The sequence below is a fragment of the Pseudomonas coleopterorum genome (genome assembly GCF_900105555.1).
Classification (GTDB): domain Bacteria; phylum Pseudomonadota; class Gammaproteobacteria; order Pseudomonadales; family Pseudomonadaceae; genus Aquipseudomonas; species Aquipseudomonas coleopterorum.
In genome coordinates, this window is record NZ_FNTZ01000001.1 from 287,411 (window position 1) to 308,123 (window position 20,713).

General features: G+C 63.8%; 22 protein-coding genes and 1 pseudogene. 6 read left to right on the plus strand and 17 right to left on the minus strand.

Annotated features, from left to right (window positions below; translation table 11 throughout):
- The first annotated feature begins 202 nt into the window (after window positions 1-202).
- The 3 genes from BLV18_RS01280 to BLV18_RS01290 all read left to right on the plus strand — a co-directional run bounded on the left by BLV18_RS01280 (window position 203) and on the right by BLV18_RS01290 (window position 2,765).
- A complete protein-coding gene (locus BLV18_RS01280; protein WP_049861738.1) occupies window positions 203-1,000 on the plus strand; it encodes a transporter substrate-binding domain-containing protein in 798 nt (265 codons plus the stop codon).
- Between the two features lie 75 nt (window positions 1,001-1,075).
- Window positions 1,076-2,038 (plus strand): amino acid ABC transporter permease, encoded by a 963-nt coding sequence (locus tag BLV18_RS01285; protein ID WP_090355658.1) that lies wholly within the window; start codon window positions 1,076-1,078, stop codon window positions 2,036-2,038.
- Window positions 2,031-2,765: an amino acid ABC transporter ATP-binding protein gene (locus BLV18_RS01290; RefSeq protein ID WP_090355660.1), complete on the plus strand. Its 735-nt coding sequence runs from the start codon at window positions 2,031-2,033 to the stop codon at window positions 2,763-2,765. Before BLV18_RS01285 ends, BLV18_RS01290 begins: the two co-directional genes overlap by 8 nt.
- A 544-nt stretch (window positions 2,766-3,309) precedes the next feature.
- On the opposite strand, the gene BLV18_RS22660 is transcribed toward BLV18_RS01290, so the two are convergent.
- The 11 genes and pseudogenes from BLV18_RS22660 to ubiE form a co-directional block, all read right to left on the minus strand.
- On the minus strand, window positions 3,310-4,173 hold the full coding sequence (locus tag BLV18_RS22660; RefSeq protein ID WP_376787049.1) for a methyl-accepting chemotaxis protein: 864 nt from the start codon (window positions 4,171-4,173) through the stop codon (window positions 3,310-3,312).
- Window positions 4,165-5,226 (minus strand): annotated as a pseudogene (locus tag BLV18_RS22665) (methyl-accepting chemotaxis protein); the annotation flags it as partial. The pseudogene BLV18_RS22665 and the gene BLV18_RS22660, both read right to left, overlap by 9 nt.
- Window positions 5,227-5,355: 129 nt before the next feature.
- Entirely contained in the window at window positions 5,356-6,063 is a 708-nt protein-coding gene (locus BLV18_RS01300) for a 16S rRNA (uracil(1498)-N(3))-methyltransferase (protein WP_056844438.1), read from the minus strand.
- Complete coding sequence (tatC, locus tag BLV18_RS01305; RefSeq protein ID WP_090355664.1) at window positions 6,060-6,848, minus strand: twin-arginine translocase subunit TatC; 789 nt, start codon at window positions 6,846-6,848, stop codon at window positions 6,060-6,062. The genes BLV18_RS01300 and tatC overlap by 4 nt, the downstream gene beginning before the upstream one ends.
- Window positions 6,845-7,321 carry a Sec-independent protein translocase protein TatB gene (tatB, locus tag BLV18_RS01310; protein WP_090355667.1) on the minus strand — a complete coding sequence of 159 codons (477 nt, stop codon included), beginning with the start codon at window positions 7,319-7,321 and terminating at the stop codon, window positions 6,845-6,847. Before tatB ends, tatC begins: the two co-directional genes overlap by 4 nt.
- Before the next feature lie 3 nt (window positions 7,322-7,324).
- Window positions 7,325-7,585 (minus strand): twin-arginine translocase TatA/TatE family subunit, encoded by a 261-nt coding sequence (locus tag BLV18_RS01315; protein ID WP_090355671.1) that lies wholly within the window; start codon window positions 7,583-7,585, stop codon window positions 7,325-7,327.
- 25 nt (window positions 7,586-7,610) lie between these two features.
- Window positions 7,611-7,946: a phosphoribosyl-ATP diphosphatase gene (locus tag BLV18_RS01320; protein WP_049861754.1), complete on the minus strand. Its 336-nt coding sequence runs from the start codon at window positions 7,944-7,946 to the stop codon at window positions 7,611-7,613.
- A complete protein-coding gene (gene hisI, locus BLV18_RS01325; protein ID WP_056844435.1) occupies window positions 7,939-8,340 on the minus strand; it encodes a phosphoribosyl-AMP cyclohydrolase in 402 nt (133 codons plus the stop codon). Before hisI ends, BLV18_RS01320 begins: the two co-directional genes overlap by 8 nt.
- A 52-nt stretch (window positions 8,341-8,392) precedes the next feature.
- A complete protein-coding gene (gene ubiB / locus BLV18_RS01330) occupies window positions 8,393-10,000 on the minus strand; it encodes a ubiquinone biosynthesis regulatory protein kinase UbiB (protein WP_049861756.1) in 1,608 nt (535 codons plus the stop codon).
- Window positions 9,997-10,620 (minus strand): ubiquinone biosynthesis accessory factor UbiJ, encoded by a 624-nt coding sequence (locus BLV18_RS01335; RefSeq protein ID WP_090355674.1) that lies wholly within the window; start codon window positions 10,618-10,620, stop codon window positions 9,997-9,999. The genes ubiB and BLV18_RS01335 overlap by 4 nt, the downstream gene beginning before the upstream one ends.
- On the minus strand, window positions 10,620-11,390 hold the full coding sequence (gene ubiE / locus BLV18_RS01340; RefSeq protein WP_043191385.1) for a bifunctional demethylmenaquinone methyltransferase/2-methoxy-6-polyprenyl-1,4-benzoquinol methylase UbiE: 771 nt from the start codon (window positions 11,388-11,390) through the stop codon (window positions 10,620-10,622). Before ubiE ends, BLV18_RS01335 begins: the two co-directional genes overlap by 1 nt.
- Window positions 11,391-11,517: 127 nt before the next feature.
- Here ubiE and BLV18_RS01345 point away from each other — a divergent pair, with 127 nt between their 5' ends.
- Window positions 11,518-11,796, plus strand: a complete 279-nt coding sequence (locus BLV18_RS01345; RefSeq protein ID WP_043191383.1) for a polyhydroxyalkanoic acid system family protein — start codon at window positions 11,518-11,520, stop codon at window positions 11,794-11,796.
- Here the strand turns inward: BLV18_RS01345 and BLV18_RS01350 are convergent.
- The 6 genes from BLV18_RS01350 to BLV18_RS01375 form a co-directional block, all read right to left on the minus strand.
- A complete protein-coding gene (locus BLV18_RS01350) occupies window positions 11,793-12,170 on the minus strand; it encodes a gamma-butyrobetaine hydroxylase family protein (protein ID WP_049861758.1) in 378 nt (125 codons plus the stop codon). The genes BLV18_RS01345 and BLV18_RS01350 overlap by 4 nt on opposite strands.
- 85 nt (window positions 12,171-12,255) lie before the next feature.
- Window positions 12,256-13,593, minus strand: coding sequence for an ATP-dependent protease ATPase subunit HslU (gene hslU / locus BLV18_RS01355; protein ID WP_090355676.1), 1,338 nt, complete (start codon window positions 13,591-13,593; stop codon window positions 12,256-12,258).
- Between the two features lie 74 nt (window positions 13,594-13,667).
- A complete protein-coding gene (hslV, locus tag BLV18_RS01360) occupies window positions 13,668-14,198 on the minus strand; it encodes an ATP-dependent protease subunit HslV (protein WP_049861759.1) in 531 nt (176 codons plus the stop codon).
- A gap of 269 nt (window positions 14,199-14,467) precedes the next feature.
- Window positions 14,468-15,157 (minus strand): SPOR domain-containing protein, encoded by a 690-nt coding sequence (locus BLV18_RS01365; protein ID WP_056844431.1) that lies wholly within the window; start codon window positions 15,155-15,157, stop codon window positions 14,468-14,470.
- A gap of 1 nt (window position 15,158) precedes the next feature.
- Window positions 15,159-16,895 (minus strand): arginine--tRNA ligase, encoded by a 1,737-nt coding sequence (gene argS, locus BLV18_RS01370; RefSeq protein ID WP_090355679.1) that lies wholly within the window; start codon window positions 16,893-16,895, stop codon window positions 15,159-15,161.
- Between the two features lie 181 nt (window positions 16,896-17,076).
- Window positions 17,077-19,296 carry a primosomal protein N' gene (locus tag BLV18_RS01375; RefSeq protein WP_090355681.1) on the minus strand — a complete coding sequence of 740 codons (2,220 nt, stop codon included), beginning with the start codon at window positions 19,294-19,296 and terminating at the stop codon, window positions 17,077-17,079.
- Window positions 19,297-19,516: 220 nt separating this feature from the next.
- Here BLV18_RS01375 and rpmE point away from each other — a divergent pair, with 220 nt between their 5' ends.
- Window positions 19,517-19,735, plus strand: coding sequence for a 50S ribosomal protein L31 (gene rpmE, locus BLV18_RS01380; RefSeq protein WP_043193699.1), 219 nt, complete (start codon window positions 19,517-19,519; stop codon window positions 19,733-19,735).
- Window positions 19,736-19,770: 35 nt separating this feature from the next.
- Window positions 19,771-20,541 carry a thermonuclease family protein gene (locus tag BLV18_RS01385; RefSeq protein ID WP_414705020.1) on the plus strand — a complete coding sequence of 257 codons (771 nt, stop codon included), beginning with the start codon at window positions 19,771-19,773 and terminating at the stop codon, window positions 20,539-20,541.
- Window positions 20,542-20,713: the final 172 nt, after the last annotated feature.

Consider the following 20,713-nt stretch of genomic DNA (forward strand, 5'->3'; position numbering starts at 1 on the left):
ACAGAAGTGCTTTTGCTACTTGTGGGAGCGGGCTCTGCCCGCGAATGAGGCACCTCGATATTCCTGCCATGCCCCTCACCAGTGCCATCCGGCACTAATTTCAGTACCAAACTTTGTCCAGCCCCCCGTTTGAGTTAGGATCGCACCCCGAAATGGTGCGCCCAGGCCGGGTCGTGCCCGAAGTTGGCTAGGGGAATTGGTGATGAACAAGTATCTGTCGATGCTGCTGCTCGGCGTCATGGCCATGGCGGCCGTGGGTTCGGCGCACGCGGGCGCTATCGATGAAGCGGTCAAGCGCGGCACATTGCGCGTGGGCATGGACCCCACCTACATGCCGTTCGAGATGACCAACAAGCGTGGCGAAATCATCGGTTTCGAAGTCGATCTGCTCAAGGCCATGGCCAAGTCCATGGGCGTCAAGCTGGAACTGGTTTCGACCAGCCTGGACGGCATCATTCCCGCCCTGATGACCGACAAGTTCGACATGATCGGCAGCGGCCTGACCCTGACCCAGGAACGTAACCTGCGCATCAACTTCAGCGATCCGTTCATCGTCGTCGGCCAGACCCTGCTGATTCGCAAGGAATTGGCCGAGAAGATCAAGACCTACAAGGACTTGAACTCGGAGGACTACCGCATCACTTCCAAAGTAGGCACCACCGGTGAGTTCGTGGCGCGCAAGCTGATCGCCAAGGCGCAATACCATGGCTACGACAACGAGCCAGAAGCGGTACTCGATGTGGTCAACGGCAAGGCCGACGCATTCATCTACGATTCGCCCTACAACGTGGTGGCGGTGGATAAGGTCGGCAACGGCAAGCTGGTCTACCTCGACGAGCCCTTCACCTACGAACCGCTGGCGTTCGGTTTGAAGAAGGGCGACTACGACAGCCTCAACTTCATCAACAACTTCCTGCGCCAGGCCCGTGAAGACGGCAGCTACGATCGTATCCACAAGAAGTGGTTCGTGAACAAGAACTGGCTCAACGAAATGCAGTGACTGCGCCTCTGGCCAGACTCTCCCTGACGCGCGGGTTTTGTCCGCGCGTCGGTCTTCTAGCGGATTGAACCCCCTGTGATCAAACACCACAAAGCCCAATGGCCCTGGCACGGGCTGACCGCGCTGGTGCTCATCGGCCTGGCTTTCAGCTTGTACGCCGCGACCTCGCGCATCTCCTACGAGTGGCACTGGAATCGTGTGCCGCAATACTTCGTCTACCAGGCCGAACAGCCGCAGCGCGCCGAAGGTTACGGCAGCGTCGAACGGATCACTCGGCAGGGTGGGCAGGCGCAAGTGACCCTGCGCGACGAGGACGGCGGCGAGCAGGTGTTGCGGGTGGACGCCAGCAGTGTCGTGCTGCAGGAGGGCGATGACGTGTCCGAAGGCGACCAGATCGGCGTAACCCGGCACTGGACGGCCGGACCGATCGCCTGGGGCTTGTGGACCACCCTGTGGCTGTCGCTGGTGTCGGGTGTGGTCGGGCTGCTGCTGGGTTTGATCACCGGTCTGTGCCGGCTGTCGAGCAACCCCACCCTGCGCCATCTTTCCACCGTGTATGTGGAGCTGGTGCGCGGCACGCCGCTGCTGGTGCAGATCTTCATCTTCTACTTCTTCATCGGTACCGTGCTCAACCTCTCGCGCGAGTTCGCCGGTGTTGCGGCACTGGCGCTGTTCACTGGCGCCTACGTCGCCGAGATCGTGCGCTCGGGCGTACAGTCCATCGCCAAGGGGCAGGGCGAGGCCGCCCGTTCGCTGGGCCTGGATGCCGGCCAATCGATGCGTTACGTGATCCTGCCCCAGGCGTTCAAGCGTGTATTGCCACCGTTGGCAGGGCAGTTCATCAGCCTGGTCAAGGACACGTCGCTGGTTTCGGTGATCGCCATCACCGAGCTGACCAAGAGTGGTCGCGAGGCCATCACCACGTCGTTCTCGACGTTCGAGATCTGGTTCTGCGTGGCAGCCCTGTACCTGGTCATCAACCTGCCGCTGTCGTATTTCGCCAGCCGGCTCGAGCGGAGGCTTGCGCAAAGTGATTGAAGTACGCGACCTGTTGAAGGTGTTCAATACCCGCGGTCAGGTGGTACGTGCGGTGGATCAGGTCAGCACTCAGGTGGCCAAGGGCGAGGTGCTGGTGGTCCTGGGTCCTTCGGGTTCGGGCAAGTCCACGTTCTTGCGCTGTCTGAATGGCCTGGAGGCGTTCGATCAGGGGTCGGTGAGCATCGACGGCCTGCGTCTCGATGATCCCAAGACCAATATCAACGCCTATCGGCGCGAAGTCGGCATGGTGTTCCAGCACTTCAACCTGTTTCCGCACATGACCGTGCTGGAAAACCTCTGCCTGGCGCAGAAGGTGGTGCGCAAGCGCGGCAAGGCCGAGCGCGAGGCCAAGGCCCGTGCGTTGCTGGTCAAGGTCGGCATCGGCGAGAAGGCCGATGCGTTTCCGTCACGGCTGTCCGGCGGCCAGCAGCAGCGCGTGGCCATTGCCCGCGCGTTGTGCATGGACCCCAAGGTGATGCTGTTCGACGAGCCGACTTCGGCGCTCGACCCAGAGATGGTCGGTGAAGTGCTGGAAGTGATGAAGACCCTGGCCGAGGAAGGCATGACCATGGTGTGCGTTACCCATGAGATGGGTTTCGCTCGGGAAGTGGCGGACCGGGTGCTGTTCTTCGACCACGGCCGCTTGCTGGAAGACGCGCCTCCGGCCGAGTTCTTCGATGCACCCAAGGACCCCAGGGCACAGGCGTTCTTGCGGCAGGTGTTGTAGTTCTGCTGCTTGGGTGACCGTAGGGCCTCTTCGCTGGCAGAGGGCTCGCCGCCGCCCCGCTCCCACAGGAGTACGGCGGGATTTGTGGGTCTGTTGCCTGCTGACTGGCTGTTGGCCTCTTCGCGGGCAGAGACCCGCTCCCACAGGAGTACGGCGAGAGTTGTGGGTCTGTTGCCTGGCTGCCTGGCTGCCTGGCTGTGTTGGCCTCTTCGCGGGCAGAGACCCGCTCCCACAGGAGTACGGCGAGAGTTGTGGGTTTGTTGCCTGGCTGACTGGCTGTTGGCCTCTTCGCGGGCAGAGACCCGCTCCCACAGGAGTACGGCGAGAGTTGTGGGTCTGTTGCCTGGCTGATTGGCTGTGTTGGCCTCTTCGCGGGCAAAGACCCGCTCCCACAGGAGTACGGCGAGAGTTGTGGGTTTGTTGCCTGGCTGACTGGCTGGGTTGGCCTCTTCGCGGACAGAGATCCGCTCCCACAAGAATCTGCGGCGATCTTGTGGGAGCGGGTCTCTGCCCGCGAAGAGGCCCGCAAGCCCACCACCCAACCTCAAACCTTGAACTGCCCCACCAACCCCTGCAGGTGTGTCCCCAGCCGCGCCAGCTCGATGCTCGACGCTGCGGTCTCCTCGCTCGCCGCCGACGTCTGCTCGGAAACCTCGCGCACATTGAGCACGCTGCGGTTGATCTCGTCGGCCACCACGCTCTGCTGCTCCGCCGCTGCGGCGATCTGCTGATTCATGGCCTGGATCGCCGACACCGTGCGGGTGATGTCGCTTAACGACTGGCCGGCACGGCGAGCCAGTTGCACGCTGCTGTCGGTCATTTCCCGGCTGCTGTCCAACGCGCTCGACACCTGATGAGTCCCGGTTTGCAGGGACGCGATCAGCGCCTGGATCTCTTCGGTCGATTGCTGGGTACGTTGGGCCAGGCTGCGTACTTCATCGGCCACCACGGCGAATCCACGACCGGCCTCGCCGGCGCGGGCCGCCTCGATCGCCGCGTTGAGGGCCAGCAGGTTGGTCTGCTGGGCCACGGAGGTGATCACATCGAGCACACCGCCGATCTTGCTGCTTTCCTGCTTCAACTGGTTCATGGCTTCGCTTGAATGCAGCACTTCGGCCGCCAGACGTTCGATCTGGCCCACCGCCTGGCTGACCACCCGATCGCCTTCGCGTGCCTGCTGATCGGCAGCCACAGCGGCCTCGGACGCTTCTTCGGCATTGCGCGCGACTTCCTGCACGGTAGCGGCCATCTCATTCATGGCGGTGGCGACCTGATCGGTTTCGACCTTCTGCGCATTGACCCCGGCACTGGTCTGCTCGGTGACCGCAGACAACTCCTCGGCCGCGCTGGCCAATTGCGTCACGCCTTCGCTGATGCCGCCCACCAGTTCACGCAGGTTCAAGGTCATGCGCTGCAAGGCCAGCTGCACCTGGCCCAGTTCATCACGCCGGGTAATGGCGGGCGACTGCCTCAGATCACCGGACGCAACCCGTTCGACGCTGACCAGGGTCTGACGCAAGGGGCCGACGATCTGCGCGGTAATGGCCCATGCCGCGGCAATGCCGAGCAGGGTCGCCAACGCTGCCGCTGTGGCCAGCCACGCTTTGGCGCGGGCCGTATCGGCATCGCGCTTGGCGGTCTGCGAATCGCCGAGTCGGTCGCTCAGATCGAGCAGCGAGGTCCCCAACGTCGTCATCTTGTCGATGCTCTGAAGAGTGGCCTGCTGATTCTCGCTGAATTGCGCCACCGCAGCGCGGTAGGCGCTCAAGGCTTCCCCAGCCTGCTGCAGGCGCCCGATGAGTTCACTGGATACGCTGGCCTGTGCAGCGGCGACCGAGGCGATCGCCTGGTCGATGGCCGTCAGGGCCGGCTGGCGCGCGTCGTCCTTGGCGCTGTAGGTGTAGCCACGCACCTGGAAGCGAGCTTGCTGAATCAGCCGACTGGTTTCCACCAGCGTGCTGAAAGCCGACAGGTCGCCTTGGCCGAGCAGGGCTGCCTGAACCTGATTGACTTCGGCGACGGCGCGGTCGGCGGTGCTGCCCAATTGGCTGCGCGCGGCCTCGCGACCCTGGATCGACAGCAGCGACGCGGCGAACGCCTGGCGATAGGCTTGCGTGGCGGCTATCTCCTGCTCGACCAGCGCAATGTCTTCGGACATCACGAGGGTGTGCTGTGCGATCACCAGGTTGGCATCGAGGTCATCGAGCAGGCGATTGACGGTGTCGGCACCGGAACTGCCTTTCTGCAATTCGAACGATTGAGCGGCGATGCGCAGGTCGCGCATGCGGTCATCGAGTATGGAAATGCTGGTGATCTTGTCGGCCCGCTCGATCAAGCGGGACAAGCCAAACCAGCCGGTGGCGGCGATCAGCAGCGTAAGCAGCAGCACCAGCCCGAAACCGATCCCCAGTTTCAGGTTGACGCTCAGATTGCCCAGGTAACGGGCAAAGGTGTTCGACATGATTGAAGCTCCCTTTCAGGCCGACGGCGTGATTGTCGGCAGTTCAAGGGCATCGGCGTGAATGGAAGAAACTCGATAGTGGCATGTAACTAAATGCGGCCGGCGCTGTTGCTCCGAGCCATGGCTGCTTCAGAACAGCCGGGCCAGCAGTACCGCCACGGCAGTTTCAACCCGCAGGATGCGTTCGCCCAGCTGGACAGGCTGCAGGCCCGCCTCCTTGAGCAGATCGATCTCGTAGGGAATCCAGCCGCCTTCCGGGCCGATAGCCAGCGTGACCGGCTCGACGAGCTGGCGCGGGCAGGGCGGATAGTCGCCGGGATGCCCGACCAGGCCCAGGGTGCCAGCGCACAGGGCCGGCAGGCGATCTTCGACGAAGGGTTTGAAGCGCTTTTCGATCACCACTTCCGGAAGCTGCGTGTCGCGGGCCTGTTCCAGACCCAGTACAAGCTGTTCGCGAATGGCGGCGGGCTCCAGAAACGGGGTCTGCCAGAAGCTCTTCTCGACCCGGTAACTGTTCACCAGCACCACCTTGGCGACCCCCATGGTGGCAATGGTCTGGAATACCCGACGAAGCATCTTCGGCCGGGGCAGCGCGAGGATCAGGGTGAGCGGCAGCTTGGCCGGTGGTGCCTGGTCGAGCACCACGTCCAGCTCGGCTTCGTGACCCTCGAGGCGGACCACTTCGGCACGGCCCATCAGGCCGTCGAGCTTGCCCACCCGCAGGCTGTCGCCCAGCTCCACGCGGTGCACGGCCTGCATATGGGTAAAGCGGCGGTCACGCAACACCACCTTGTCCGGCGCGATGAAATCGGCCGTTTCGAGCAGCAGCAGGTTCATGCCCGGGTCGCGGGCGGCTGGTCGTTGCGATCGTCTTCCTGGGCGGGTTCGTCACCCCGCTTGCGGATCAGGGCGCCGAACAGGATGCCGATCTCGAACAGCAGCCACATCGGCACTGCCAACAGCGTCTGCGAGAAGATGTCCGGTGGGGTCAGGATCATGCCGACCACGAAGCAACCGATGATCACATAGGGACGAATCTTGCGCAGGTACTTCACGTCGACCACGCCGATCCACACCAGCAGCACCACTGCTACGGGAATCTCGAACGCCACGCCGAAGGCGAAGAACAGCGTCATGACGAAATCCAGGTAGCTGGCGATGTCGGTGGCCATGGTCACGCCCACGGGCGTGGCACTGGCGAAGAACTTGAAGACCAGCGGAAAGACCAGGAAATAAGCGAAGGCCATTCCGGCATAGAACAGAAAGATGCTCGATACCAGCAACGGTATGGCGATACGCTTTTCATGCTTGTACAAGCCCGGCGCGATGAAGCCCCAGACCTGATGCAGGATGATCGGCACGGCCAGGAACAGCGAGACCATCATGGTCAGCTTGAACGGGGTGAGGAACGGCGAGGCCACGTCGGTGGCGATCATCGTTGCGCCAGCCGGCAGGTATTCGCGCAGCGGCGCCGATACCAGGGTGTAGATCTGTTGGGCAAACGAAAACAGCCCGGCGAAGACCAGAAAGATCACGGCAACACAGCGCAGCAGCCGCGTGCGCAGTTCGGTCAGGTGCGAGACCAGCGGCATCGGCTGGTCATTTTCCGGAATTTCGCTCATGGGGCTCGCGGTGGCTGTGTAGGTTCATTGGAGGTGACGGGTATCGCGACCGCTGCGGCGCTGCTGGTATCGCGCTCGAGCACGTCGGCCTGTTGCGCGGCAGTGGCCACGCTGGTCGGGGTGACGGCGGCGCTCACCGCATCGCGGTCCAGCACCGGCTGTGCCTGAGCTCCGGGCGCGATGGGATCGGCCAGTGGCGCAGGAGGCTCGCTCGGCCGCGCAGGACGCTGCGGGTCGAGGATCTTGCGCGCCTGCTCCTCCAGCGACAGCACGTGCTCGTTGTGCAATTGACGACGAATCTCGTCGGCGCCTATCTCGCGTTCGACTTCGGTCTTGATCGCATTGAAGCTGCGCTTCAGACGCCCGATCCACAGCCCTGCGGTTCGCGCGGCACCGGGCAGCCGTTCAGGGCCCAGCACCAACAGGGCGATGAGGCCCACGAGCATGAGTTCACTGAAGCTGATACCGAACATTGATCAGTCTTTCCTGATGGATTCTTCGACTTTCTGATGCTGGCCGTCGAGGGTGTGCGGCGGGGTCAGCGGCGAGCTGGCCTGCGGGTGCACCGGCTGGGTGGGCTGTTCGGCAGCCGGTTTGTCATCGTCGTTCATGGCCTTGCGAAAGCCTTTGATCGACTCGCCCACGTCGGTGCCCAGGTTCTTGAGTTTCTTGGTGCCGAAGACCAATACCACGACGATCAGGATGACGATCCAGTGTTTCCAATCAAACAGACCCATGATTCAACTCCTCCAAAAAGACATTTCAGGCTGACGGCAGGCGGGCGGCTTTTTCATCGTGACCGGACAGACCGAAGCGGCGGTCCAGTTCATCGAGTACAGCCTGTGGGTGTTGGCCGAGTTGTGCAAGCATGACCAGGCTATGGAACCACAGATCGGCGGTTTCGTAGATGACATCGCTGCAGTCGCCGCTGTGCGCGGCGTCCTTGGCGGCAATGATGGTCTCGACCGATTCTTCGCCCAGCTTTTCCAGAATCTTGTTCAAACCCTTGGCGTACAGGCTGGCGACATAGGAACTGTCGGCGCTGGCGCCCTTGCGTTCTTCGAGTACCGCGGCAACGCGGTCCAGGGTGTCATTCATGGCCATGGCCTGTGTGATAGATGGCGTCGGGGTCCTTCAGAACCGGATCGACGACGGTCCATTGGCCGTCCTCGAAGACCCGATAGAAGCAGCTTTGGCGGCCGGTGTGGCAGGCGATGTCGCCGATCTGTTCGACGCTGAGCACGACCACGTCGGCGTCACAGTCCAGGCGCAGTTCATGCAGCTTCTGCACGTGTCCGGACTCCTCGCCCTTGCGCCACAGCTTGCCACGCGAGCGTGACCAATAGATGGCCCGGTTTTCGGCGGCGGTCAGCGCCAGTGCTTCGCGGTTCATCCAGGCCATCATGAGGATGCGCCCGGTCTTGTGATCCTGGGCAATCGCCGGCACCAGGCCGTCGCGGTCCCATTTGATCTCGTCCAGCCAGTCTTTCATGTGCGACTCCGACAACAGAGAGGGCTAGTGTGCCAGCCGATGGCGCCACTGGCTATCGGCGCACGACCAGGTACAAGCCCGATGCCAGCATCAACCAGGCCGGCCAAGCCTGCACACTGTCCAGGGCAATGCCGGAGACGGCGGTCACTGTCCCGCCCACCAACAAGGCACCGCCGAGCAGCCGCAGGGCCCACCGATCATGGCGTTGCTCCCAGGGCGGTGGTGGATCCTTGCGATGAGGCTGAGACATCCGTTCGAGTAGATCGCGGGTCATGTTGGCCAGATGCGGCAATTGCTCGACCTGCGATTGAACATTCTGAAACAAAGATTTCGGACTGACCCGCTCGCGCATCCAGCGTTCGAGGAACGGCTGGGCGGTGCTCCACAGGTCCAGGTCCGGGTACAGCTGGCGGCCCAGGCCTTCGATATTGAGCAAGGTCTTCTGCAACAGCACCAGTTGCGGCTGCACTTCCATGTTGAAGCGCCGCGCGGTCTGGAACAGACGCATCAACACCTGGCCGAAGGAAATGTCCTTGAGCGGCTTCTCGAAGATCGGCTCGCACACGGTACGGATGGCCGCTTCGAATTCGTTGAGCTTGGTTTCTGCCGGCACCCAACCCGAATCGATGTGCAATTGGGCGACGCGGCGGTAGTCGCGCTTGAAGAAGGCGAACAGATTGCGCGCCAGGTAATCCTGGTCTTCGGGGGTCAGGCTGCCGACGATGCCGCAGTCGATGGCGATGTAGCGTGGGCTCCAAGGCGCCACGGTACTGACGAAGATGTTGCCCGGGTGCATGTCGGCGTGGAAGAAGCTGTCGCGAAAGACCTGGGTGAAGAAAATCTCGACACCGCGCTCGGCCAGCAGCTTCATGTCGGTGCGCTGGTCGGCCAGGGCGGCCATGTCGGTGACCTGCACGCCGTAGATGCGCTCCATCACCAGCACCTTGGGCCGGCACCAGTCCCAGTACACCTGGGGCACGTAGAGCAGATCCGAATCTTCGAAGTTGCGTCGTAGCTGGCTGGAGTTGGCCGCCTCGCGCAGCAGGTCGAGCTCGTCGTAGATAGTCCGCTCGTAGTCGGCGACCACGTCCACCGGGTGCAGCAGGCGGGCGTCGGCCGACAGTCGCTCGGCCTGGCGGGCCAGCAGGAACAGCCAGGCCAGATCCTGGCCGATGACCGATCTGAGCCCTGGGCGGATGACCTTGACCACCACCTCTTCGCCGGTCTTGAGCCGCGCGGCGTGCACCTGGGCCACCGAAGCCGAAGCCAGCGGCTCGACGTCGAAGCGACTGAACACGTCGGTGATCTTCGCCCCCAACTGCTGCTCGATCAGGGCCATGGCCTGCTTGGGATCGAACGGCGGTACGCGGTCCTGCAGCAGCATCAGCTCATCGGCGATGTCTTCGGGCAGCAGGTCGCGGCGGGTGGAGAGGATCTGCCCGAACTTGATGAAGATCGGCCCCAGGTCCTGCAACGCCAGGCGCAGGCGCGCACCGCGGTTGAGCTCCTGGCGGCTGCGCGGCAGCCAGCGCCAGGGCATGGCGAAACGGGTGATCTTCAGCCACCACGGCAGTGGCAGCGCGAACATCAGGTCATCGAGGCGGTAGCGGATCACGACGCGCTGGATGCGCAACAGACGGCGGACGGCAAGCAGCTTCATGCGTTATCGCTGGAGTTGTGGGATCGGGCGAGGCGCTCAATACGCGCCTCGAGGCGTTCGACATCGACTTTCAAAGCATCCAGCTCATTGAAACGGGCCTGGGCTTCCTGCTCGCCTACCAGAGTACGCGCTTCCTCGGCCAGGTATTCGCCCAAATTCTGGGTCGCCGTGGCCAGACCTTCACGGGTCCAGCCCGTGCGGCTGCGCAGGTGCCCGGCCAGCAACGAGGTCGGCACCGGGCCAAGCCAGCGTGAGACTTCGTATTCCCAGTCCAGTTCAAGGTCCTGCAGCACCTTCACCAGCTCGAGCAGGGCAGCGCTGTCGCCGTCCAGATCGACCTGGGGGCTGTGCAGCACGGCGGTCTTGTCCTTGCGCAGCGCCAACTGCACGAGACTGGCGGCCGGCGCCCGCAAGGTGCAGTCGGCCGGCGTGGCCCATTGCTGGGCCAGCATCAGGCCATTGGCGCTGGGCAGGACGTAGAGCGTAAAGGAAGGCTGGCGGCCCTGGATGGCAATCACCTTGCCATGCAGGTGCGCCAGGCGCGGCAGCGCCGTGGCGTCCAGACGCAGCACACGGTTGAGGCCGTGTTCGACACTGGCGATCAGGCCGCCGAGCAACATCAGGGCTTGATCCCGCGGTGCAGCGCGACGATGCCGCTGGTCATGTTGTGGTAGGTGACGCGGTCGAAACCGGCCTGCACCATCATGGCCTTGAGGGTTTCCTGATCGGGGTGCATGCGGATCGACTCGGCGAGGTAGCGGTAGCTTTCCGAATCGTTGGTGATCAGTTTGCCGGCCAGCGGCATGAACGCGAACGAATAGGCGTCGTAGACCTTGGACATCAGCTTGTTGGTGGGCTTGGAGAACTCCAGCACCAGCAGGCGACCGCCCGGCTTGAGCACACGCAGCATGGAGGCGATGGCCGCTTCCTTGTGCGTGACGTTGCGCAGACCGAAGGCGATGGTCACGCAATCGAAGTGATTGTCGGGGAACGGCAGCTTTTCGGCGTCGGCCTGGACGAACTCGATATTGCCGGCCACGCCACGGTCGAGCAGCCGGTCGCGACCGACCTTGAGCATGGAGGCATTGATGTCGGCCAGTACGACCTGACCGGTCGGCCCGACCAGATCGGAGAACTTGCGTGCCAGATCGCCCGTACCGCCAGCGATGTCCAGCACCCGGTTACCCACGCGCACGCCGGACAGTTCGATGGTGAAGCGCTTCCACAACCGGTGCATGCCGCCGGACAGCACGTCGTTCATCAAGTCGTACTTGGCCGCTACCGAGTGGAACACCTCGGCGACCTTTTCGGCTTTCTGGCTTTCCGGTACGTGCTTGTAGCCGAAGTGAGTGGTGGGTTCGGCATCGCCGCCTTTGCGCTGATCATTCATATCGCTGTCACCAGGAAAAATTACGCACCATTCTAAGCCGCACAAGGGCGCTTTGTCTTGGCGCGATGGATTGCCAGGGCATCCGCGTTAAACTGTGCGCCATTGAACCCATTACCCGGAGTCCCCGATGACCCAGATCAACGTCGAACGCAAACACAATCTGGGCCGCGATGCGGCTCGGCAGAAGGCTGAAGTGGTGGTGCAGAAGCTGATCGACCGCTATGACGTGCAGGCCACCTGGCAGGGCGATACGGTGGCGGTCAAGCGCAGCGGCGCGCAGGGGACCGTGCAGATCGACGACGAAGCGATTCGAATCGACCTGAAGCTGGGCATGATGCTGGCGATGATGAGCGGTACGATCCAGAGCGAGATCGAAAAGGCGTTGGACAAGGCCCTGGCGGCCTAGAGCATCAACCTCACCACGGATTCGGCGGGGTCGCGGGATTTGCCGGCGGCGCGCAACTGTTCCAGGTAGTCGGCCCAGAGCTGCTCCTGGCGCAGCGCCAACTGGTACAGGTAGTCCCAGGTGAACAGGCCGCTGTCATGGCCGTCGTCGAAAGTCAGCTTCAGGGCGTACTGGCCAGCCGGTTCCACCTTGGTCAGGCCGACCCCCAGTTTACCTACCTGCAGAATCGGCTTGCCGTGGCCCTGGACCTCGGCGGACGGCGAGTGCACGCGCAGGAACTCGGCGGGCAGGTGGAACACCTCGTCGGGGCCATACGTCAGGCTCAGGGTCTTGGAGGCCTTGTGCAGGTTGATGGCACTCGGGATTTTGCTCATGGTCGACTCTCGCAGGCGCGGGGAGCAGCGTGTCAGTCAGAGCGCGGAGCGGCTGTGAAGGCCGCTCCGCGCATGACAGGCCGTATTACAGAATGTAGCGCGACAGGTCTTCGTTCTGCGCCAGCTCGCCCAGATGGCTGTTCACATACTCGGCATCGATCTGGATCGGCGCTTCGCTGTGCGCGGCAGCCATGTCACCGGCGCTGAACGAGACTTCCTCCAGCAACCGCTCCAGCAGCGTGTGCAGGCGACGGGCACCGATGTTCTCGGTCTTTTCGTTGACCTGCCAGGCGATCTCGGCCAGGCGCTTGATGCCTTCGGGCACGAACTCGATGTTCAAGCCTTCGGTCTTCAGCAACTCGCGATACTGTTCGGTCAGCGACGCATGGGGCTCGCTCAGGATGCGCTCGAAATCCTGCGGGCTCAATGCCTTGAGTTCGACGCGAATCGGCAGGCGACCCTGCAGCTCGGGCACCAGATCGCTCGGCTTGCTCAGGTGGAAGGCGCCCGAAGCGATGAACAGGATGTGGTCGGTCTTGACCATGCCCAGCTTGGTGTTGACCGTGCAGCCTTCGATCAACGGCAGCAGGTCGCGCTGCACGCCTTCACGGGACACGTCGGCGCCACCCACGTTGCCGCGCTTGGCCACCTTGTCGATTTCATCGATGAAGACAATACCGTGCTGCTCGACCGCTTCCAGCGCCTTGGCCTTGAGCTCTTCTTCATTGACCAGACGACCGGCCTCTTCGTCGCGGACCATTTTCAGCGCGTCCTTGACCTTGAGCTTGCGGCTTTTCTTCTTGCCCTTGCCCATGTTGGCGAACAGGCTCTGCAGCTGATTGGTCATTTCTTCCATGCCGGGAGGGGCAGAGATGTCCACGCCGCCCATCTGCTCGGCCACTTCGATCTCGATTTCCTTTTCGTCCAGCTGGCCTTCGCGCAAGCGCTTGCGGAACAGCTGGCGGGTGTTCGAATCGTTGCTCACCGGCTCTTCGTTGAAGCCTGCACGGGCAGCAGGCAACAGCGCGTCGAGAATACGCTCTTCGGCTGCGTCTTCGGCACGATGGCGGACCTTGACCATTTCCTGCTCACGCAGCAGCTTGATGGCCGCATCGGCCAAGTCGCGGATGATCGATTCGACATCGCGGCCCACGTAGCCGACTTCAGTAAACTTGGTCGCTTCGACCTTGATGAACGGCGCATTGGCGAGCTTGGCCAGGCGACGGGCGATTTCAGTTTTGCCGACGCCGGTCGGGCCGATCATCAGGATGTTCTTGGGCGTCACTTCGATGCGCAGCTCTTCGGGCAGCTGCATGCGCCGCCAGCGGTTGCGCAGGGCAATGGCGACGGCGCGTTTGGCATCGTCCTGGCCAATGATATGGCGATTGAGTTCGTGGACGATTTCGCGGGGGGTCATGGACATGGTGTGTTCCGGACTCGAAGGTTCAGTGCGCGTGGTCTTCTATGAAGATCATCCCAGGTGGGCGCGGCGACTGATCACTGGGCGAGATCCTGCTCCTCGATGGTCATGTTGTGATTGGTGAACACGCAGATGTCGCCAGCGATGCCCAGGGCGGTCTCGACGATTTCACGGGCGCCCAGCTCGGTCTTCTTCAGCAGTGCGCTGGCAGCGGCTTGCGCGAAGGCGCCGCCGGAGCCCATGGCGATCAGCCCGTCTTCGGGTTCGACGACGTCACCGTTGCCGGTGATGATCAAGGACGCATCCTTGTTGGCCACGGCCAGCATTGCTTCCAGGCGGCTCAGCGAGCGGTCGGTACGCCACTCCTTGGCCAGCTCCACGGCGGCACGGACCAGATGGCCCTGGTGTTTCTCGAGTTGACCTTCGAAACGTTCGAAGAGGGTGAAGGCGTCGGCGGTGGCACCGGCAAAGCCGGCGATGACCTGACCGTGGTACAGGCGCCGGACTTTCTTGGCGTTGCCTTTCATCACGGTATTGCCGAGGGAAACCTGGCCGTCGCCGCCCATGACGACTTTGCCATGACGGCGGACTGAAACGATGGTGGTCAAGGGGAGAGTCTCCACGCAGCGGGGCGAAAATGCCCTGATGGAAACGGATATGGGGGTGGGTGAGGGGATTTCAACCTTTGCGGGTTGTGGGGTGCGTGGAGACAGCTTGCGGCGTATCAGGAAATTTGCGGTGGGTCCTTCGCGGGCAGAGGGCTCGCCGCCCGCCCCGCTCCCACAGATGCTGCGCGCGCCTGTGAGCGCGGGCTGTGTGGGAGCGGGGCGGGCGGCGAGCCCTCTGCCCGCGAAGGACGCCCCGCCGATGCATGCACTTACTGCCGAATCTGCCTTTGCTGCAACAGCAGGTTACTAAATCCACTGCCCGCCAGTTGCTTCTGCGCCACGGTCAGTTGCTCGCGGTTGCTGAACGGACCCACCAGCACCCGGTACCAGGTGTCCTCCTTGACCGTCCCGGACTCGACGTTCACCGACTGCCCCAGCAGGATGATCTGCGCCCGCACCCGGTCGGCGTCCGCCTGCTTGCGGAACGAACCGGCCTGCAAATAGAACTGGGTGGTCGCTGCGGGCTTGATCACGGGTGGGGCCGGCGGCGGAGTCGCACCGCTGAGCGCCGCCTGGGCGCGTGCCGTATCGATCTTGGCCGCTTCGGCTGGCGTGACGGGGGCCTGGGCCGGAATCGGTGGTGTCTTCTCGGGAACCGCCTCGGGCGGCACGATGACCTCCGATTCCGGCAGCAGGGTGTAGAAGTCGTACTTGGGCTTGACCGGTGCCTGAGGGCTGGGCGGGGTCTTGTTCGCCTCGGCGATCTTCTCTGCCTTCGCCTGCTCGGCCTTGACGCGCTTCACGTCGCCGTTGCCCGGCTCCAGCTTCATCAGGAACACCACGAACGCGCCCACGCTCAGGCCGATCGCCAGCCACAGCCAGCCTGGGATGGGCTTCTTGGCAGGTGCGGAATTGCGGCTGGCGCCACGTTTGGGTGCAGGTTTCTTCTTGGCAGCCAACTTACATACGCTCCAGTGTTTCCAGGCCCAACAGAGCCAATCCTTGCTTGAGGGTGCGGCCGGTCAGCGCCGCCAGGCGCAGGCGGCTTTGTTGCTGAGCGGGGTTTTCGGCCGCCAGGATCGGGCAGTTCTCATAGAAGCTGGAGAACAGCCCGGCCACATCGTACAGGTAAGTGCACAGCACATGGGGCGTGCCTTTCTCACCGACGGTGTTCAGCACTTCGGCGAATTGCGCCAGCTTGGCCGCCAATTCCTTCTCATGTTCGGCTTCCAGCACGATCTGGCCTTCGACGTCCGCGAAATCCTTGCCCAGCTTGCGGAACACGCCAGCCACGCGGGTGTAGGCGTAGAGCACGTACGGTGCGGTATTGCCTTCGAAGTTGAGCATCAGGTCGAAGTTGAAGCTGTAGTCGCTGGTGCGATGCTTGGACAGGTCGGCATATTTCACCGCGCCGATCCCCACGGCCTTGGCGATCACCCGCAGGTCAGCCTCGGCGACCTCGGGGTTCTTTTCCTTGACCAGGGTGTAGGCGCGCTGCTCGGCTTCGTCGAGCAGGTCGACCAGCTTCACGGTGCCGCCGTCGCGGGTCTTGAACGGGCGGCCATCGGCGCCGTTCATGGTGCCGAAGCCCATGTGCTCGGGCTGCATGCCATTGCTGATGAAACCGGCGCGCCGCGCCACCTCGAACACCTGCTGGAAGTGCAGGGCCTGACGCTGATCGACGAAGTACAGCGCGCGGTCGGCCTTGAGCACGTTGCTGCGATAGCGCAGCGCAGCCAGGTCGGTGGTGGCATACAGATAGCCGCCACCGGCCTTCTGCACGATCACCGGCAGTGGGGTGCCTTCGGCGGTCTTGAATTCTTCGAGGAACACGCACTGCGCGCCGTTGCTTTCCACCAGCAGGCCCTTGGCGCGCAGGTCGGCGACCACGTTGGCCAGGTCGTCGTTGTAGGCGCTTTCGCCCATCACGTCGGCCGGGGTCAGCTTGACGTTCAAGCGCTCGTAGGTGCTCTGGCAGTGGGACAGGGAGATTTCGTTGAAGCGCTTCCACAGCGCCAGACACTCGGCGTCGCCGGCCTGCAGCTTGACCACCAGACCGCGGGCACGCTCGGCGAACTCCTCGGACTCGTCGAAACGCTGCTTGGCTGCGCGATAGAAATTCTCCAGGTCGGAGAGTTCGTCGCTGGTAGCGGGTTTTTCCTGCAGGTAGGCGAGCAGCATGCCGAACTGCGTGCCCCAGTCACCGACGTGGTTCTGGCGGATCACGGTGTCGCCGAGGAACTCCAGCACATTGGCCACGCCATCGCCGATTATCGTCGAGCGCAAGTGGCCCACGTGCATTTCCTTGGCCAGGTTGGGTGCCGACAGATCGACCACCACGCGCTGCGCCGGGCCGGCCTTGCGCACGCCGATGTGGGCATCGGCCAGTGCAGCATCCAGGCGCGCGGCGAGGGCGGCACTGTTCTGGAAGAAGTTGAGGAAGCCGGGACCGGCGATCTCGACCTTGCTCACTCCCTCATCGGCCGGCAGCGCGGCAATCAGCTTTTCTGCCAGGTCACGTGGCTTCATGCCGGCAGGCTTGGCCAGCATCATGGCGATGTTGCTGGCGAAATCGCCGTTCTTCTTGTCTCGCGAGTTTTCCACCTGGATTGCCGGCGTCAGACCTTCTGGCAGCACACCTTCGGCGACGAGGTGGGTCAGGGCTTGTTGAATCAGCTGGCGAATGGTGTCTTTCATGGGGTTCTCGGTCGACCGCGGGTACGGCGGTGCTGGATGCGCGGGTGGAAAAACTGGGCATTATCCGGTTGTTGGCAGGGGTTGCCAACCCGCAAATCCCCCCTGCAAGCCACCACCCCTGCAGCAGCGGCGCAAGCCGCGTCAGCAGACGCCGCCGATCCTTGCCCCAAGCGCGCCTATCTCAATACAAATCCACCGGGTCCACATCCAGCGACCAGCGCACCTGGCGCCCGCTCGGCAGTTGCTCCAGTTGCAGCATCCAGGAATTGAGCAAGCGGTGCAGCGGTGCTCGAAACGTCGCCTGCACCAGCAACTGCGCCCGGTAACGTCCGGCGCGGCGTTCCATGGGGGCAGGCACCGGCCCCAGCAGTTCGAGGCCGCCCAGTGCCAGTTGCGCCACCAAGGCTTCGGCGGCGGCGCAGGCTTCGTCCAGAAAGGCTTCGGCCTGGCCCGGCTTGTGGGCCTCGGCGCGCAGCAGCGCCAGGTGCGCGAAGGGTGGCAGGCCGGCGGCGCGGCGTTCGGCCAGGGCCTGCTCGGCAAAGGCGAAGTAACCCTGCTCGGTCAATTGCACCAACAGCGGATGGTCGGCCAGGTGCGTCTGGATGATCACCTTGCCTGGCTCTTCGGCACGCCCGGCGCGGCCGGCCACCTGAACGATCAATTGCGCCATGCGCTCGCTGGCGCGGAAGTCACCGGAGAACAACCCACCGTCGGCATCAAGGATCGATACCAGGGTGACCCGCGGAAAGTGGTGCCCCTTGGCCAGCATCTGGGTGCCGATCAGGATGCACGGTTGGCCCTTCTGGATGGTCGCGAACAACTGGTTCATCGCGTCCTTGCGCGAGGTGCTGTCGCGGTCGACGCGCAGCACCGGGTAGTCCGGAAACAGGATCGCCAGGCGTTCCTCGGCGCGCTCGGTGCCGGCGCCCACCGGCCGCAGGTCCACCGTGCCGCACTTGGGGCACTGGCGCGGCACGCGTTCGACGTGGCCACAGTGATGGCAGCGCAGCTCGCTCGAGCGCTGGTGAACGGTCGTGCGCGCATCGCAGCGCGGGCACTCGGACAGCCAGCCGCAATCGTGGCACAGCAGGGTAGGGGCAAAGCCGCGGCGGTTGAGAAACACCAGCACCTGCTGGCCGTTGGCCAAGGTCTGGCCAATGGCCTGCTGCATCGGTCCGCTGATGCCGCTGTCCAGCGGTCGGCTCTTCACATCCAGGCGCAGGAACTTGGGCTGCTGGGCGCCGCCGGCGCGATGGTCGATGCGCAGCAGGCCGTAGCGACCGGTATAGGCGTTGTGCAGGCTTTCCAGGGACGGCGTTGCCGAGCCCAGGACAATGGGAATGTCTTCCTGGCTGGCGCGTACCAGCGCCAGGTCACGGGCGTGGTAGCGCAGGCCTTCCTGCTGTTTATAGGAACCGTCGTGTTCTTCGTCGATGATGATCAGCCCAGGGTTCTTCATGGGCGTGAACAGCGCCGAGCGGGTGCCGATGATGATGTCGGCCTCGCCGTCGCGGGCGGCCAGCCAGGCGTCGAGACGGTCGCGGTCGTTGACCGCCGAATGCACCAGCGCGATGCGTGCGTTGAAGCGCTGTTCGAAGCGCGCCAGGGTCTGCGGTCCCAGGTTGATCTCCGGGATCAGCACCAGGGCCTGCTTGCCGGCCTCCAGGCATTCGTGAATCAGTTGCAGGTACACCTCGGTCTTGCCACTGCCGGTCACGCCCGCGAGGAGAAACGCGTGGAAGCCGCCCAGGCTGGCGCGGATCGCCTCGAAGGCGGCGCGTTGCTCTTCGTTGAGCGGCAGTTCCGGTTGCGCCAGCCAGTGTTCCGCGCGTGGGCCGGGGCCATGGCGACGCACTTCGACGCTGACCAGTTGCTTGGCCAGCAGCAGGTCGAGGCTGTCCTTGTTCAACTGCAGCTTGCTCAACAGCTGATGCGCCACGCCATGGGGATGCTGGGCCAGGGTCTTGAGCGCGTCGCGCTGCTTGGGCGCGCGGGCGATGCGCGGGTCGTCCAGGCGCGCATCGGCGGCGGCGTGCCAGAAGCGCTCCTGGCGGGCCTCGGCCGGTTCCCCCTGGCGCAGCAGCACAGGCAGTGCCCAACTGAGGGTGTCGCCCAGGCCGTGCTGATAGTACTGCGAGGTCCACAGGCACAGCTTGAACAGCGCCGGCGGCAGCGGGCTGACCGGATCGAGCAGGGCAATGGCCGGCTTGAGCTTGTCGGCCGGTACCTCGCTGTGGCTGACCACCTCGACCAGTATGCCGATCATCTCCCGCCGCCCGAACGGTACCCGCAGGCGCATGCCCGGGGTGAACACGGTCTGCGCCGTGTGGGCAGGCGCCTTGTAGTCGAACAGGCGTCGCAGCGGCGAGGGCAGGGCGAGGCGCAGGATGACGTCGGGCACGCGGGAATTCTCTTGAGTGGAGGCGACTGCAATCGTGGGCGGAGCCAGGGTCACGGCGGGTGACCGCGCTCGAAGGATTCGAGGTGCGCAGCCTAGCAGACGACGGTCGGCGCAAGCGACAACTTGCGTGTTCGCCGGATTCTGTTAATATACGCGGCCTAATTACGTGCGGTACTCGACAATGGTGTCGGGTGGCGGCACGCAGCCTGAGGAAGTCACCATGAAAGCCGATATCCATCCAGTATACGAAGCCATCGACGCTACCTGCAGCTGCGGTAACGTCATCAAGACCCGTTCGACTCTGGCCAAGCCATTGAGCCTCGACGTCTGCTCCGAATGCCACCCGTTCTACACCGGCAAGCAGAAAACCCTGGACGTTGGCGGTCGTGTTGACCGTTTCAAGCAGCGTTTCGGCGGTTTCGGCGCCAAGAAAGCTTGATTGGTTTGCTCTCGCTGTTGAAGAAGGCGCCCCGTGTGGGCGCCTTTTTTGTGGGCGTCTTCTGGCTGGTCGCCGCACAGGCGGAGGTCTACTGCCCGGCTCCGGGCGGGCTGAGCACCGCTCAGGTACGGCAGGTCATCGACGGCGATACCCTGCGCCTGCAGGATGGCCGCAGCGTTCGGCTGATTGGTATCAACGCGCCGGAGATCGGGCGCAAGGGGCAGAGTGACGAGCCCTACGCGGTGTCTGCCCGGCGCCGGTTGCAGGCGTTGGTCGATGACAGCGACGGCTTGGTTGGCCTGCAGCTGGGTCGCGAAAGCAAGGATCGCTATGAGCGTACCCTGGCCAACGTCTATGGCCGCGGCGGCTTGAACTTCGAGGCGCAATTGCTGGCCGAGGGGCTGGCCTTGCAGGTCGCGGTGGCGCCCAACGTCGACCAGGTCGCGTGCCAGCAAAGTGCCGAACGTGCGGCGCGACAGGCCGGGCTGGGCATCTGGCGTCAGTCGCCGGCCATTGCTGCCGCGCAGGTGGAGCGCGCCGGTTTTGCCCTGCTCGGTGGGCGCGTCAGCAAGGTCGAGCGCAACCGCGCCGGGGCCTGGATCGAACTCGACGACTCGGTGGTGCTGCACGTCGCGCCCAAGGTGTTCGGGCTGTTCCCGGACGGCTGGCTCGATACCCTCGAAGGTCGTCAGGTCGAGGCGCGCGGCTGGGTGCTGGATCGCAGCCGGCGCGGCAATCAGGGCGCAGGGCAGTTGCGCTGGATGCTCCCGGTCAGCGACCCCGCCATGGTGCAGATACAGCCCTGAGCCTGTCGACGGCGGCGAGGCATTGGTTGATCCGCAGGCCTTGAACAGGCCTTTCGCGGACCTGGCCATACCCGCCGAAAGTCGTAGGCCAGGGGCCTTGACGCAAGTGACTGGGTAGTCTTGTCGGGTGTAGGCATCTTGCGTATCCTCGCGGGTCTCGTCAGACCAACAG

Excerpts from the sequence above, each read along its gene's own strand:
- BLV18_RS01280 (WP_049861738.1), top strand. The coding sequence starts at position 203 with ATGAACAAGTATCTGTCGATGCTGCTGCTCGGCGTCATGGCCATGGCG.
- BLV18_RS22660 (WP_376787049.1), bottom strand. The coding sequence starts at position 4,173 with ATGACCTTGAACCTGCGTGAACTGGTGGGCGGCATCAGCGAAGGCGTG.
- BLV18_RS01300 (WP_056844438.1), bottom strand. The coding sequence starts at position 6,063 with ATGAACCTGCTGCTGCTCGAAACGGCCGATTTCATCGCGCCGGACAAG.
- tatC (WP_090355664.1), bottom strand. The coding sequence starts at position 6,848 with ATGAGCGAAATTCCGGAAAATGACCAGCCGATGCCGCTGGTCTCGCAC.
- tatB (WP_090355667.1), bottom strand. The coding sequence starts at position 7,321 with ATGTTCGGTATCAGCTTCAGTGAACTCATGCTCGTGGGCCTCATCGCC.
- BLV18_RS01315 (WP_090355671.1), bottom strand. The coding sequence starts at position 7,585 with ATGGGTCTGTTTGATTGGAAACACTGGATCGTCATCCTGATCGTCGTG.
- BLV18_RS01320 (WP_049861754.1), bottom strand. The coding sequence starts at position 7,946 with ATGAATGACACCCTGGACCGCGTTGCCGCGGTACTCGAAGAACGCAAG.
- hisI (WP_056844435.1), bottom strand. The coding sequence starts at position 8,340 with ATGAAAGACTGGCTGGACGAGATCAAATGGGACCGCGACGGCCTGGTG.
- ubiB (WP_049861756.1), bottom strand. The coding sequence starts at position 10,000 with ATGAAGCTGCTTGCCGTCCGCCGTCTGTTGCGCATCCAGCGCGTCGTG.
- BLV18_RS01335 (WP_090355674.1), bottom strand. The coding sequence starts at position 10,620 with ATGTTGCTCGGCGGCCTGATCGCCAGTGTCGAACACGGCCTCAACCGT.
- ubiE (WP_043191385.1), bottom strand. The coding sequence starts at position 11,390 with ATGAATGATCAGCGCAAAGGCGGCGATGCCGAACCCACCACTCACTTC.
- BLV18_RS01345 (WP_043191383.1), top strand. The coding sequence starts at position 11,518 with ATGACCCAGATCAACGTCGAACGCAAACACAATCTGGGCCGCGATGCG.
- BLV18_RS01350 (WP_049861758.1), bottom strand. The coding sequence starts at position 12,170 with ATGAGCAAAATCCCGAGTGCCATCAACCTGCACAAGGCCTCCAAGACC.
- hslU (WP_090355676.1), bottom strand. The coding sequence starts at position 13,593 with ATGTCCATGACCCCCCGCGAAATCGTCCACGAACTCAATCGCCATATC.
- argS (WP_090355679.1), bottom strand. The coding sequence starts at position 16,895 with ATGAAAGACACCATTCGCCAGCTGATTCAACAAGCCCTGACCCACCTC.
- rpmE (WP_043193699.1), top strand. The coding sequence starts at position 19,517 with ATGAAAGCCGATATCCATCCAGTATACGAAGCCATCGACGCTACCTGC.